This is a genomic window from Embleya sp. L77 (assembly GCF_055557415.1).
The window spans coordinates 3,783,278-3,796,305 of the sequence record NZ_CM145709.1; the positions used below are offsets into that span (position 1 = coordinate 3,783,278).

The following is a 13,028-nucleotide window of genomic DNA, read 5'->3' on the forward strand; positions in this document are numbered from 1 at the left end:
CTCGAAACTCACCGGTCCTTGAGGCATGCTGTTACACCGTTACAGGAGCAGTGCTCGCCTTCGGGAGGAACCCGCATGACCACCACCGAGACCGGACGCCCCGCCGTGCACATCGGCGCCGAGGACCTGCCGTTCGTCGAGATCGGCGGCGGCAACAAGCTCAAGGTGCTGTGCGTCAAGGAAGAGGAGGGCCTGTGGATCGTGGAGAACATCTTCCAGCCCGGCTTCGCCGTCGAGACGCACCGGCACACCGGCCCCGTCTACGGATACACCGTGTCCGGTGCCTGGAAATACACCGAGTACGACTACGTCAACCGGGCCGGTTCGTTCCTGTACGAGCCCGCCGGCTCCGTGCACACGCTCACCTGCGTCGAGCCCGACACCCGGGTGTGGTTCCAGATGTACGGCGCCAACCTCAACCTGGACGCCGAGGGCAACATCACCTCGGTGACCGACGGCGCGGGCACGCTGCGCGCCTACCACGCCCTGTGCGAGGCGCAGGGTTTCGGCCGGCCGAACGTGGTCGTGGGCTGACGACGGTCCGATCCGAGGTTGCGAGGGAGATGTCATGACCGTCACGCCCGCCCCGACCGGACCCGATCTCTACAGCCCCGAGCTGTATCTGGACGGCCCGCCGCACGCGCTGTTCGCCGAGTTGCGCCGGACCGACCCCGTGCACTGGCAGGACATCCCCGGACAGCCGGGCTACTGGGCCGTGCTCCGGCACGCCGACGTCGAGTACGTGTCGCAGAACCCGGCGATCTTCTCCGCCGAGGCCGGCGGGATCATTCTGGAGGACCTCGAACCCGAGCGGCTCGAAGCCCTGCGCGGCACGCTGCTGTCGATGGACCCGCCGCGCCATCGCGCCTACCGCAAGCCGCTGGTGAAGTCCTTCACCGCGAAGGTGGTCGGTGGCATGGAGGACCGGATCCGGACCATCTGTCGGGAGATCTTCGCGCGCGTGGGCACCGGTGACGTCGAATTCGTGCACGACGTCACCTCCAGCCTGCCGACCCAGGTGATCGGCGAGCTGATGGGCCTGCCGCCGGCCGACTGGGACCACATCCACGCGCTCGCCGAGCGCAACACGGCGGGCGAGGGCGGCCGGGCGGCGATCGAGATGGCCCGCTACGCGATCGGCTTCGCCGCATCGCGCCGGGCCGAGGAGCCGCGCGAGGACATCACCTCGCTGATCCTGGACTCCGAGTTCGGCGGCCGGATGATGACCGACCTCGACTTCGGCCAGTTCTTCGTGCAGCTGGTCACGGCGGGCAACGACACCACCAAGACCATGCTGTCCGCCGGGCTGCACGCGCTGCTGACCCACCCCGACCAACTCGCGGCACTGCGCGCGGACCCGGCCCTGGTCCCGGGCGCGGTCGAGGAGATCCTGCGCTGGGCCAACCCGCTGCACTACTTCCGCCGGACCGCAACCCGGGACACCGAGCTGCGCGGTGTGCCGATCAAGGCGGGTGACAAGGTGGCCATGTACTACACCTCCGCGAACCGCGACGAGGAGGTCTTCACCGACCCGCAGCGCTTCGACATCACCCGCAGGCCCAACCCGCACCTGTCCTTCGGCTTTGCCGAGCACTTCTGCCTGGGCGTGCACATCGCGCGCCTGGAGGGGCGGGTGTTCTTCGAGGAGCTGCTCGCGCGGTACCCCACGATCGAGGCGACCGGCGGGCCCGAGCGGCTGCGCTCGAACCTCAACAACGCCCTCACCCGATTGCCGGTCCGGCTCGGGTAGCGCCGAGACGACTTTCGGTGACCGGCGGGCGGGCCGGCCGGGGCCTGCCCGGCAGGGCCCGGCCGCCGGGTCCTTCGCGCGACGGGAGGCATGCGAAGGCGGTCGAAAGGGGACACATAAGCGACCGACTCGGGGAAAGAAGAGGGCCGAACCCTCGCCCCTGGTCAATCGTCGCCGGTCTCCGGGAGGCTCCCCATGGGAAGCCGTCAGCTGGTCATACGCGCGGGTCGACGCTGTGCGCTCGCGGTCGCCGCGGTCGGAATCGTCGCGGCGGCCGGGGCCCTGGACGCCGGCCCGACCCCTTCGCCGTCACCCGAGCGCAGTAGCGCCGCATCGGTGGAATCGACCGCCGGCGCGGACCGCTCGACCTCCTCCGCCTACACGCTGCAGACCCAGGGCGGCCCGCGCAGCGTCCGGGTGGCCCGGGTGGTCACCGGCACGATGTTGTTGACCGGCCTCGTGCTGACCGCGCTCGGCGCGATCGGCATGCGCGGGCCCGAGCTGATCCGACGCAAGGTCGTCCACCGCGTCGTCCACCAGGCGGGCTCCACCCGCTATCGGTGGGCACCGCCGGGCCCGCTGCCGACCGACCTGCCGACCAACCCGGGGACCGGCTCGCGCGGCGCGTGAGTACCCTGATCGGGCCAGTACTCGTCCGGTACCCGCCGCGGACTGGAACGGAAGGCTCGCTCGCGTGAACAACGACATCACCGCACGTCCGCATCCACACGGCCGCTCGCCCGACCCCGCCGACCGCCCCGCGCGGCTGCGCGTGGGAGTCGTCGGTGCCGGCCGCGTCGGCCCGACCCTGGCCGCCGCCCTCGCCCTCGCCGGGCACTCGGTGGTGGCCGCCTCCGGCGTATCGGAGACCTCCCGGCGCCGCGCCGAGGACCTCCTGCCGGGTGTTCCGCTGGTCACCCCGCAAGAGGTGATCGCGGCCTCCGACCTGACCCTGCTGACCGTGCCCGACGACGCGCTCGAAGCGCTCGTGCAGGGCCTGGCCGAGACCGGCGCGATCAAGGCCGGTCAACTCTTGGTGCACGCGTCGGGCCGCTACGGCGTCGACGTCCTGGAACCGGCCACGCGCGCCGGTGCGCTCCCGCTCGCGCTGCACCCGGTGATGACCTTCACCGGCAGCACGATCGACCTCGAACGACTGGTCGGCTGCTCCTTCGGGGTCACCTCGCCCGAGCCGCTGCGCCCGGTCGCCGAGGCGCTCGTGGTGGAGATGGGCGGCGAACCCGAGTGGATCGAGGAGCGCGACCGCGCGCTCTACCACGTGGCCCTGGCCAACGGCGCGAACCACCTGGTCACCCTCGTCGCGCAATCGATCGAACTGCTCGGCGCGGCCGGCGTCCGCGCCCCGGGCCGCATGCTCGGACCGCTGCTCGGCGCCGCGTTGGACAACGCGCTGCGCGCCGGCGATCAGGCGCTGACCGGCCCGGTCGCGCGCGGCGACGCGGGCACCGTGGCCGCGCACGTGGCCGAACTGCGCCGGGTCTCGCCCGAGGCGCTGGCCGCCTACGTGGCGATGGCCCGGCTGACCGCCGACCGGGCGCTGAACGCCGGCCTGCTCAAGGCCGAGGCCGCCGAGGCGCTGTTGGACGTGCTGGCCGAGGGAGGCCGACCGTGACCGCCGTACGCGTGGCCCGGACCGCGGCCGAACTCACCGAGGACACCCGGCCGTACGGGTTGCGTGCCGTGGTGATGACGATGGGTGCGCTGCACCAGGGCCACGCGGCGCTGATCCGGGCGGCACGCGAGTTCGTCGGCCCGACCGGCCACGTCGTGGTCACCGTGTTCGTCAACCCGCTCCAGTTCGGCGCGGGCGAGGACCTGGACCGCTACCCGCGCACCCTGGACGCCGACCTGGAACTGAGCGGCGAGGCGGGCGCCGACGTGGTGTTCGCGCCCTCGGTGGACGAGGTCTACCCGGGCGGCGAGCCGCGGGTGCGGATCTCCGCCGGACCCACCGGCGCGGTGCTCGAAGGGGCCTCCCGGCCCGGCCACTTCGACGGCATGCTCACCGTGGTCGCCAAACTCCTGCACCTGACCGCACCGAAGGTCGCCTTCTTCGGCGAGAAGGACGCCCAGCAACTCGCGCTGATCCGGCGCATGGTGCGCGACCTGAACTTCCCCGTCGAGATCGTGGGCGTGCCCACCGTCCGCGAACCCGACGGGCTGGCCCGGTCCAGCCGCAACCGCTACCTGTCCCCGGCCGAGCGGGAGATCGCGCTCTCGCTCAGCCGCGCACTCGACGCGGGCGCCCGGCGCGCCGACGACGGTGCGGAAGCCGTGCGCGCCGCCGCCGAGGACGTGCTGCGCGCCGTGCTGGACCCCGACTATGTGGAGTTGGTCGACATCGACGACTTCACCCCGGTGGCCGCCGACCACGAAGGCCCGGCGATCCTGGCGATCGCGGCCCGCGTGGGCGCCACCCGGCTCATCGACAACGCCCGCCTGAAGATCACGGGAGTCCCCCGGTCATGATGCGCACGATGTTCAAGTCCAAGATCCACCGCGCGACGATCACGCAGGCGGACCTCCACTACGTCGGCTCGATCACCATCGACGAGGATCTGCTCGAAGCGGCCGACATCCTCCCCGGCGAACTGGTGCACGTGGTCGACATCGACAACGGCGCCCGCCTGGAGACCTACACGATCGCGGGCCCGCGCGGCACCGGCGTGATCGGCATCAACGGTGCCGCCGCCCGCCTGGTGCACACCGGCGACCTGGTGATCATCATCGCCTATGCCCAGGTCACCGACGCCGAGGCGCGGGCGTTGAAGCCGCGCGTGGTGTTCGTGGACGCGGCGAACACGATCACCGGAACCGGTCACGACCCGGCCGAGGCCCTGCCCGGTGGCGAAACGGTACGCGGCGACCGCGTGGTCGGCGACCGGGCCGCGCAATGAACACGCCCGCACTTCCCGCGCGCCTGGCCGCCCCCGATCCCGGGTGGAGCGTGCGCGCGGACGTCATCGTGGTCGGCTCCGGAGTGGCCGGCCTGACCGTCGCGCTGCGGGCGCGCCGGGCGGGCCGGGTCCTGCTGGTGACCAAGGCGCAGCTCGACGAGGGCTCCACACGCTGGGCGCAGGGCGGGATAGCGGCCGCGCTCGGCGAGGGCGACAGCCCCGAACAGCACCTGCACGACACGCTCGTGGCCGGCGCCGGTTTGTGCGCCGAGGACGCGGTCCGGGTCCTGGTCACCGAGGGTCCGGACGCGGTGCGCCGACTGATCGACACCGGCGCCGAGTTCGACCGGGGGCCGGACGGCGACGTGCTGCTCACCCGCGAGGGTGGTCACCTGCGCAACCGGATCGTGCACGCCGGCGGCGACGCGACGGGTGCGGAGATATCGCGGGCGCTGGTCGCCGCGGTGCAGGCCACGCCGGACATCGAGGTGATCGAGAACGCACTCGTGCTCGACCTGCTCAAGGACGCCACCGGGCGCGCCTGCGGGGTCACCCTGCACGTGATGGGCGAAGGCGCGCGGGACGGGGTCGGCGCCGCCGTGGGGCGCGCCGTCGTGCTCGCCACCGGCGGCATGGGCCAGATCTACTCCTCCACCACGAACCCGTCGGTGTCCACCGGCGACGGGGTCGCGCTCGCGCTGCGCGGCGGGGCCGAGGTCACCGACCTGGAGTTCGTCCAGTTCCACCCGACCGTGCTGTGGCTCGGCGCGGGCGCCGAGGGCCAGCAGCCGCTGGTCTCCGAGGCGGTCCGCGGCGAGGGCGCGCACCTCGTGGACGCGGCCGGCATCCGGTTCATGACGGATCGTCATCCGCTCGGCGAACTCGCCCCGCGCGACGTCGTGGCCAAGGGCATCATGCGCCGGATGGCCGAGACCGGCGCCGAGCACATGTACCTGGACGGCCGGCACTTCGGCGCGGAGATGTGGAAGCACCGCTTCCCGACCATCCTGGCCGCCTGCCGTGCCCACGGGATCGACCCGGTGACCGAGCCGATCCCGGTGGCGCCCGCCGCGCACCACGCGAGTGGAGGCGTACGCACCGACCTGCACGGTCGGACCAGCGTGCCGGGGTTGTACGCGTGCGGCGAGGTGGCCTGCACGGGTGTGCACGGCGCCAACCGGCTCGCGTCCAACTCGCTGTTGGAGGGCCTGGTCTTCGCCGAGCGGATCGCGGCCGATCTGGCCCGGGACATGCCGCCGTTCGCCGCGCCGGTCGCCCCCGAGGGCCCGGCGGGGCTGCTCGGCGAGGAGGTCCGGCTGCGCCTGCAACGCGCGATGACCTCGGGCGCCGGGGTGCTGCGCAACGCGGCCGGCCTGGCCGACACCGAGGTCGCGCTGTCCGCGCTGGCCGCCCGGACCAGCACCGATCCGTGCACGCAGACGTGGGAGACCACCAATCTGCACCTGGTGGCGAGCGCGCTCGCCCGGGCCGCGCTGATCCGCGAGGAGACGCGCGGTTGCCACTGGCGCGAGGACCGTCCGGACCTCGACGATGCCGCGTGGCGCGGCAACCTCGTCACGTCGCTGCGCGAGGGCGCCCTGCACGTCGCCTACCAGGCACACGAACCCAAGGAGTCGACCGCGTGAGTACCGCCCAGCTGTCCGCCGATCTCACGTCGCGCCTGGCCGAGGCCGGGCTCGACCCGCTCGCCGTCGCCGCGCTGGCGACCGCCGCCGTCGCCGAGGACCTCGACGGCGGCGTGGACGTCACCTCGGTGGCCACCGTGCCCGAGGACGCGCGCGGTCACGCCGAATTCACCGCCCGCGGATCGGGCGTGGTCGCGGGCCTGCCGGTCGCCGAGGCGGTGCTCGAACTGGTCTGTGGAACCGACCTGGTGGTCACCCGGCACGTTCGGGACGGCGACGCGGTGACCCCCGGCACGGTGCTGTTCACCGCCGAGGCGAGTACCCGCACGCTGCTCACCGCCGAGCGGGTCGCGCTCAACCTGCTGTGCCGGCTGTCCGGCGTGGCCACCGCCACCCGCGCGTGGGCGGACGCGATCGAGGGCACCGGTGCCTCGGTCCGGGACACCCGCAAGACCACGCCGGGACTGCGCGCCCTGGAGAAGTACGCGGTGCGCTGCGGCGGCGGGGTCAACCACCGGATGTCGCTGTCCGACGCGGCGATGGTCAAGGACAACCACGTGGTCGCCGCAGGCGGCGTCGCCGAGGCGTTCAAGGCCGTGCGGGCGGCCTTTCCGAACGTGCCGGTCGAGGTCGAGGTGGACCACCTCGACCAGATCCCGCCGGTTCTGGACGCGGGCGCCGACCTGATCCTGCTGGACAACATGACGCCGGATCGCATGCGCGAGGCGGTGGCTCTGGTCGCGGGCCGGGCCCGCCTGGAGGCCAGCGGCGGCCTCACCCTGGCGACCGCCCGCGAGGTCGCCGAGACCGGCGTGGACTACATCGCGGTCGGTGCGCTCACCCACTCCGCCCCGATCCTGGACGTCGGCGTGGATCTGCGCGCCTGAGCGACCGGTACCGTTCACCGGATCAGCCCGTCCCCGCCCCGCCGCTCTTCCCTTTCCGAAGCCGCGCTCCGTCCCCCACGGCCCGAGCCAGAACACCAAGGACGCCCACGATGTTGCTCACCATCGACGTCGGTAACTCGCATACCGTGCTCGGCCTGTTCGACGGTGACGAGATCGTCGAGCACTGGCGCATCTCGACCGAGGCCCGGCGGACCGCGGACGAACTCGCCGTCGTCCTCGCGGGATTGCTCGGCCAGCACCCGCTGATCGGTGCCGACGGCATCGACGGCATCGCGATCTGCTCCACCGTGCCGTCCGTACTGCACGAAATGCGCGACATGGTGCGGCGCTACTACGGCGACATCCCCACGGTGGTCGTCGAGCCCGGGGTCAAGACCGGCGTGCCGGTGCTGATGGACAACCCCAAGGAGGTCGGCACCGACCGGATCATCAACGCGCTCGCGGCGGTCAAGCTGTACGGCGGCCCGTGCGTGGTGGTCGACTTCGGCACCGCGACCACCTTCGACGCGGTCAGCACCAAGGGCGAGTACGTCGGCGGCGCGATCGCCCCCGGCATCGAGATCTCGGTGGATGCGCTGGGCGCCCGCGGCGCGCAGTTGCGCAAGATCGAGTTGATGCGCCCGCGCAGCGTGATCGGCAAGAGCACGGTCGAGGCGATGCAGGCGGGCATCCTGTACGGCTTCGCCGGGCAGGTGGACGGCGTGGTCAAGCGCATGGCGGCCGAGCTGTCCCCGGACGACCCGGACGCGGTCACCGTGGTGGCCACCGGCGGGCTGGCCACACTGGTTCTGGGCGAGGCCTCGGTGATCGACGTGCACGAGCCGTGGCTGACCCTGATCGGCCTGCGGATGGTCTACGAGCGCAACGCGGCGGTCTGAGCGGAGCCGGCCTCGCGACCGGCTCCAAATCGGAAAAACACACGCATCAAATGAGCCGGATTGTCCACCTCGCCACATACAGTGCGTGGTATGCCGACGCCACATGGTGACCAGGGGATGGCCTTCAGTGCGCACGAGGTGCGGGTACTGCGCCGCGCGCTGGCCGTTGCGCTGCGCGGCGGTCGCGACTCGGTCGACTTCTGGTTGCTCGGCCGGGCGATCGGCGAGGCGCAGGACGAGCGCGAGCGGCTGCGCACGTTCATGACGGCCGAGTTGCGGCGCTATCGGGCCGCGCTGCCGGGAACCGCGTCCACGTTCCTGGACTGCCTGCGGAACGCGGTGGACGAGGTCGCGCACATCCCGTCGGCCGAGGACCTGGCCGCCCTGCGGAGCACCGTCGATCTGCCCTGCGGTGAGCGCGAACGGGCAAGCCGCATCGCGCTGTTGCGCCGCTGCACCCGGTTGGCCGAGGCCGACCTCGAACAGCGCCTCGCCGCCCGGGCCCACCGCCGCGCCGCCGCCGAGGCCGACCGGGCCACCCGCACCGACCCGTTGGACATCCTGATCCCCACCCGCCCCCGCCCGACGGCGCAACCCCGACTCCGGGCCCCCTCCGCCGAGGCCACCCCGCCGCCGGCAACCCCCTTCGCGGCACCCCCACCCCGGGAGGCCGCCCCCACACCGACCACCCACGGCGACCCGGCCGTCGAACCGGCCCGATCGGCGACGGCGGCACCCGAGACGGCCGCATCTCGGACGGCCGAATCCGAGACGGCCGAATATTGCGAACCGGCCGAACCCGAGGCAGCCGAATCGGCAGCGAGCGAACCCCGAGGGGTCGAACTCGAAGGGGTCGAACCTCAGGAGGTCGAACCCCAAGCCCCCGAACCCGAGCCCGCCGAAGCCGGATCCTGCCCACCCGAGCCGGCCGAACGCGAAGCCTGCGGACCCGAATCGGCAGCCCAGGAGACCCCGGACGACGGCGCCCCGGAGCGCGCGACTCTCGCCCCCGAGCCTGCCGAAGCCGAGCGCGCCGACCCCGAGCGCGCAGAAGCCGAGTGTGCCGAGCCCGAGCGCGCAGAAGCCGAGTGTGCCGAGCCCGAACCCGACCCCGCCGAAGCCCAGACGGCCGAACCCCACGCGGCCGAACCCGAACCCGATGCCACCCCGCCCCCCACCGAACCCGCCCCCACCCGGGAAACCCTCTCCCCGGTCATCCCGCACCGCCGTCAGGGCCGCCCCCTCGGCCAGCTCCCGTCGCCGGAAATCCTGCACACCGGCACCGGTTGACGCTGCGACACCGAATTCCGGGCGCGGCGTCGAGCCGAAGCCCCCGTTCGGCGATCCCTCCCACCCGGATCCGCCGTACGAAAGCCGGGACGGCTTCATCGCCGACCCCGACCGTCCGAGTCGGCGCCGCCCTCCACGCGATCCTCCGTCGCCGCCCCCGCCCCGGGAGCCCGCCGCCGGGGCTGTTCCACGGCTGGGCCCTGTCCGGTCCGGCGGATATCGGTTCGGGGAGCCGGTTGGCCATGGGTAGCCTTGTCCCGTGACCGAGCAGAGCGCAGCGCAGCCGCAGATCGACGACCTTCCCGAGCAGATGCGGGTCCGCCGCGACAAGCTCGATCGACTTCGGGCCGAGGGGACCGACCCGTACCCGGTCGGATTCCCCCGCAGCACGACGGTGGCCGCCCTGCGCGCGGAGTTCGACGGTCTCGAAGCCGACGTGGAGACCGGACGCCGGGTCGGCCTCACCGGCCGGGTCGTGCTGTACCGCACCGGCGGCAAGCTGTGCTTCGCGACCCTGCGCGACGGTGACGGCGACATCCAGGTGATGGTCTCGCTCGACGGCGTCGGCGCCGAGTCGCTGGCGGCCTGGAAGAGCGATGTCGACCTGGGCGACCACGTCGGCGTCGAGGGCCAGGTCATCACCTCCCGCCGCGGCGAGCTGTCGATCATGGTCGACACCTGGGCGATCACGTCCAAGTGCCTGCGCCCGCTGCCGGACAAGCACAAGGGCCTGACCGACCCCGAGGCCCGGGTTCGCCAACGCTACGTAGACCTGATCGTCAACGACGAGTCGCGCGCGATGCTGCGCACCCGCAGCCGGATCGTGCGCTCGATCCGCGAGTGGTTCGACACCAGGGACTTCCTGGAGGTCGAGACCCCGATGTTGCAGCCGGTGCACGGCGGCGCCACCGCGCGCCCGTTCGTCACCCACATCAACGCGTACGACATGGACCTCTACCTGCGCATCGCGCCGGAGTTGTACCTCAAGCGCCTGGTGGTCGGCGGCGCCGAGAAGGTCTTCGAGATCAACCGCAACTTCCGCAACGAGGGCGCGGACTCGACGCACAACCCCGAGTTCACCATGCTCGAGGCGTACGAGGCGTACGGCGACTACAACACGATGGCCACGCTCACCCGTGAGGTGTACCAGCACGTCGCCCAGGCCGTGTTCGGGACCCACACCTTCCGCTACGGCGACCGCGAGGTGGACATCTCCGGCGAGTGGCGCGAGATCACCGTCTACGGCTCGGTCTCCGAGGCGGTCGGCGAGGAGGTCACCCCCGAGACACCGATCGAGACGGTGCGCAAGCTCGCCGACGCGCGCGAGATCGAGTACGACAAGGCGTGGGGCCAGGGCAAGCTGGTTCAGGAGATCTACGAGGCGCTGGTCGAACACACCCTCGCCGAGCCGACCTTCGTTCGCGACTTCCCGATCGAGACGTCGCCGCTGACCCGCCAGCACCGCAGTACGCCGGGCGTCGCGGAGAAGTGGGACCTGATCGGCTTCGGCATGGAACTGGGCACCGCCTACTCCGAGTTGGTCGACCCGGTCGAGCAGCGTCGCCGGCTCACCGAGCAGTCGCTGCTCGCCGCGGGTGGCGACGTCGAGGCCATGCGGATCGACGAGGACTTCCTGCGCGCGCTCGAATACGCGATGCCGCCGAGCGGCGGTCTGGGCCTGGGCATCGACCGGATGATCATGGCCTTCACCGGCCGCGGCATCCGCGAGACGATCCTGTTCCCGCTGGTGAAGCCGACCACCGACTGATCCATCCCGGGTCGGGTCCGCCCCCCGGCGCAGGAGAGCCCCTTCGGTGACGGATCGTCGCCCCCGAGGGGGCTCCTGTCGTATTTCCGGGCGCGTCACCCGTTCGTACGCATAAGGTCGGCCGCATGGAAGCAGCCCCCGATCTCCGGATCTGCGTCGCCGGCGATTCGTTCGTCCAAGGCGTCGGCGATCTCGCCGGCGGCGGATGGGTCGGCCGCCTCGCGGCCGAGTCCCGTCGCCGGGGCCGGCAGTTGACCGCGTACAACCTCGGCGTGCGGCTGGAGACCTCGGCCGACGTCGCGGAGCGCTGGTACGGCGAGGCGGTCCCGCGGATGCGGCACGCCGACGGCACCGGCATGGTCTTCGCGTTCGGCGTCAACGACGTCAGGATCGAGCGCGGCCGGCGCCGGGTCGGGCACGAGGACAGCGTCGCCAATCTCGACGCGATACTGGACACCGCCACCGGCGCCCGCTGGACCTGCCTGGTCGTCGGCGCGCCGCCGGTCCCCGGCGAGGTGAACGGCGGCGAGGACGCGCTGGCTCTGGAGGACGCGTACGCGAAGACGTGCGCCGCGCGCGGCATCACCTTCGTGCCCCTCCAGCGCACCCTGCGCGAGGATCCCGAGTGGTGGGCGAGCATCGAGGCGTACGGCGACGGGGCGCACTGCGACTCGGCCGGCTACGCCAAGCTCGCCGCGCTGATCGCCGTGGGCGGCTGGTGGGACTGGCTGGACTCGCTCGCGGTCGGGAGCTGACGGGTCGGCCGAAGCGCGCACGGCGCCCGCTCGATGCGGGCGCCGGGGGCACAGCGATCAGGGCAGGGGATCAGGGCGCGACGCCCTTGCCGGTCAGCCACTTGTTCGGGTCCACGGCCGCGCCGCCCTTGGGATGCACCTCGAAGTGCAGGTGCGGACCGGTGGAGTTGCCGGTCGTACCGACGTAGCCGATCACCTCGCCCGCCGCCACCGAGCCGGAGGTCTTGGCGAACCGCGACTGGTGGCAGTACCAGGTCTGGGTGCCGTCGGGGTGGGTGATCACGATCCGGTTGCCGAACGCGCCGGCGGTGCCCGCGGAGGCGATCTTCCCGGCGGCGGCGGCCTTGATCGGCGTGCCCGAGCGCGCCGCGAAGTCCAGGCCGGTGTGCGTGTGTGCCCACCGCGCGCCGCTGTTGCCGAAGCGGCCGGTCAGCGTGTAGCCGGACGTCGGCACGACCCATCCCGAGGCGGCCCGCTCGGCCGCGACCCGCTCGGCCTCGGCGGCCCGCTCGGCCTCGGCCTGCCGCTCGGCCTCTCGAACCCGCTCGGCCTCGGCCTGCTCGGCTTCCGCCTGCTCGGCTCGCTCGGCCTCCCGAGCCTGCTCCGCCTCCGCCCGCGCGGACGCGTCCGCGGCGGCCTGTCGCTCGGCCTCCTGCGCGGCGTCCAACGCCGGGCGCTCCTGGGAGCGGGCCGCGACGTCCGCGCCGCGGCCGGCGAGCCGCTGTGCGATTTCCGGATCGGCGCTCGGCGAGCCGGCCGTCGGCTTCGCGCCCGCGTCCGACCCCGACACCTGCACCCCGGTGGTGACGGCCATGGCCAGCAGCGCGAGGCCGGCGACCACGGTGACCGGACGACTCGGACGCAGCGCCTTCAGCCGCGAAAGCCGATCGGTGGGCGTGGACGTGGACGTGGGCGTGGACACGGACGTGGGCGGAGCTTCGGGGGAGTGCGGCACGAACACCTCGGGAGATCGACGACTGGGCCGGGATCAGTGGTAACAATCCACCGCACATCGACCAAGTCGTGACGGAGCGGACACTACGCGGCTGCGTAGTAGTCCGTTCCGTGCTCCAGGCATGGCCTGCGCCTCGAACCGCCGCACCAGAGCCGCATGC

13 protein-coding genes are annotated in these 13,028 nt (G+C 72.6%); 12 read left to right on the top strand and 1 reads right to left on the bottom strand.

Features of this window, described 5'->3' with window-relative positions:
- Positions 1–75: 75 nt before the first annotated feature.
- From ACZOOI_RS16140 to ACZOOI_RS16195, 12 genes are all read left to right on the top strand, one after another.
- Positions 76–534: a 2,4'-dihydroxyacetophenone dioxygenase family protein gene (locus ACZOOI_RS16140; RefSeq protein ID WP_465276529.1), complete on the top strand. Its 459-nt coding sequence runs from the start codon at positions 76–78 to the stop codon at positions 532–534.
- 34 nt (positions 535–568) lie between these two features.
- The gene (locus ACZOOI_RS16145; RefSeq protein ID WP_465276530.1) at positions 569–1,750 is read left to right on the top strand and encodes a cytochrome P450; all 1,182 of its coding nucleotides are present in this window, start codon (positions 569–571) and stop codon (positions 1,748–1,750) included.
- 195 nt (positions 1,751–1,945) lie between these two features.
- Positions 1,946–2,380, top strand: coding sequence for a hypothetical protein (locus tag ACZOOI_RS16150; protein WP_465276531.1), 435 nt, complete (start codon positions 1,946–1,948; stop codon positions 2,378–2,380).
- Positions 2,381–2,444: 64 nt separating this feature from the next.
- Positions 2,445–3,383 (top strand): Rossmann-like and DUF2520 domain-containing protein, encoded by a 939-nt coding sequence (locus tag ACZOOI_RS16155; protein ID WP_465276532.1) that lies wholly within the window; start codon positions 2,445–2,447, stop codon positions 3,381–3,383.
- Positions 3,380–4,240 carry a pantoate--beta-alanine ligase gene (gene panC, locus ACZOOI_RS16160; protein ID WP_465276533.1) on the top strand — a complete coding sequence of 287 codons (861 nt, stop codon included), beginning with the start codon at positions 3,380–3,382 and terminating at the stop codon, positions 4,238–4,240. The genes ACZOOI_RS16155 and panC overlap by 4 nt, the downstream gene beginning before the upstream one ends.
- Positions 4,237–4,668 (top strand): aspartate 1-decarboxylase, encoded by a 432-nt coding sequence (gene panD, locus ACZOOI_RS16165; RefSeq protein WP_391586433.1) that lies wholly within the window; start codon positions 4,237–4,239, stop codon positions 4,666–4,668. The genes panC and panD overlap by 4 nt, the downstream gene beginning before the upstream one ends.
- Positions 4,665–6,314 (top strand): L-aspartate oxidase, encoded by a 1,650-nt coding sequence (locus ACZOOI_RS16170; protein ID WP_465276534.1) that lies wholly within the window; start codon positions 4,665–4,667, stop codon positions 6,312–6,314. The genes panD and ACZOOI_RS16170 overlap by 4 nt, the downstream gene beginning before the upstream one ends.
- Positions 6,311–7,201, top strand: a complete 891-nt coding sequence (gene nadC / locus ACZOOI_RS16175) for a carboxylating nicotinate-nucleotide diphosphorylase (protein WP_465276535.1) — start codon at positions 6,311–6,313, stop codon at positions 7,199–7,201. The genes ACZOOI_RS16170 and nadC overlap by 4 nt, the downstream gene beginning before the upstream one ends.
- A 110-nt stretch (positions 7,202–7,311) precedes the next feature.
- Entirely contained in the window at positions 7,312–8,100 is a 789-nt protein-coding gene (locus ACZOOI_RS16180) for a type III pantothenate kinase (protein WP_020549599.1), read from the top strand.
- A 90-nt stretch (positions 8,101–8,190) separates the two neighbouring features.
- Positions 8,191–9,390 (top strand): hypothetical protein, encoded by a 1,200-nt coding sequence (locus ACZOOI_RS16185; protein ID WP_465276536.1) that lies wholly within the window; start codon positions 8,191–8,193, stop codon positions 9,388–9,390.
- Positions 9,391–9,649: 259 nt separating this feature from the next.
- Positions 9,650–11,158 carry a bifunctional lysylphosphatidylglycerol synthetase/lysine--tRNA ligase LysX gene (gene lysX, locus ACZOOI_RS16190; RefSeq protein WP_391586437.1) on the top strand — a complete coding sequence of 503 codons (1,509 nt, stop codon included), beginning with the start codon at positions 9,650–9,652 and terminating at the stop codon, positions 11,156–11,158.
- Between the two features lie 125 nt (positions 11,159–11,283).
- Positions 11,284–11,913: a GDSL-type esterase/lipase family protein gene (locus ACZOOI_RS16195; protein ID WP_465276537.1), complete on the top strand. Its 630-nt coding sequence runs from the start codon at positions 11,284–11,286 to the stop codon at positions 11,911–11,913.
- 70 nt (positions 11,914–11,983) lie between these two features.
- Here ACZOOI_RS16195 and ACZOOI_RS16200 read toward each other — a convergent pair whose 3' ends face one another.
- Positions 11,984–12,835 (bottom strand): M23 family metallopeptidase, encoded by an 852-nt coding sequence (locus ACZOOI_RS16200; RefSeq protein ID WP_465276538.1) that lies wholly within the window; start codon positions 12,833–12,835, stop codon positions 11,984–11,986.
- Positions 12,836–13,028 lie beyond the last annotated feature (193 nt).

What these genes read in the sequence shown, in the direction of transcription:
- ACZOOI_RS16150 (WP_465276531.1), top strand. Translation starts at nt 1,946, where the DNA reads ATGGGAAGCCGTCAGCTGGTCATACGCGCGGGTCGACGCTGTGCGCTC.
- panD (WP_391586433.1), top strand. Translation starts at nt 4,237, where the DNA reads ATGATGCGCACGATGTTCAAGTCCAAGATCCACCGCGCGACGATCACG.
- ACZOOI_RS16180 (WP_020549599.1), top strand. Translation starts at nt 7,312, where the DNA reads ATGTTGCTCACCATCGACGTCGGTAACTCGCATACCGTGCTCGGCCTG.
- ACZOOI_RS16185 (WP_465276536.1), top strand. Translation starts at nt 8,191, where the DNA reads ATGCCGACGCCACATGGTGACCAGGGGATGGCCTTCAGTGCGCACGAG.
- ACZOOI_RS16145 (WP_465276530.1), top strand. Translation starts at nt 569, where the DNA reads ATGACCGTCACGCCCGCCCCGACCGGACCCGATCTCTACAGCCCCGAG.
- ACZOOI_RS16170 (WP_465276534.1), top strand. Translation starts at nt 4,665, where the DNA reads ATGAACACGCCCGCACTTCCCGCGCGCCTGGCCGCCCCCGATCCCGGG.
- ACZOOI_RS16195 (WP_465276537.1), top strand. Translation starts at nt 11,284, where the DNA reads ATGGAAGCAGCCCCCGATCTCCGGATCTGCGTCGCCGGCGATTCGTTC.
- ACZOOI_RS16140 (WP_465276529.1), top strand. Translation starts at nt 76, where the DNA reads ATGACCACCACCGAGACCGGACGCCCCGCCGTGCACATCGGCGCCGAG.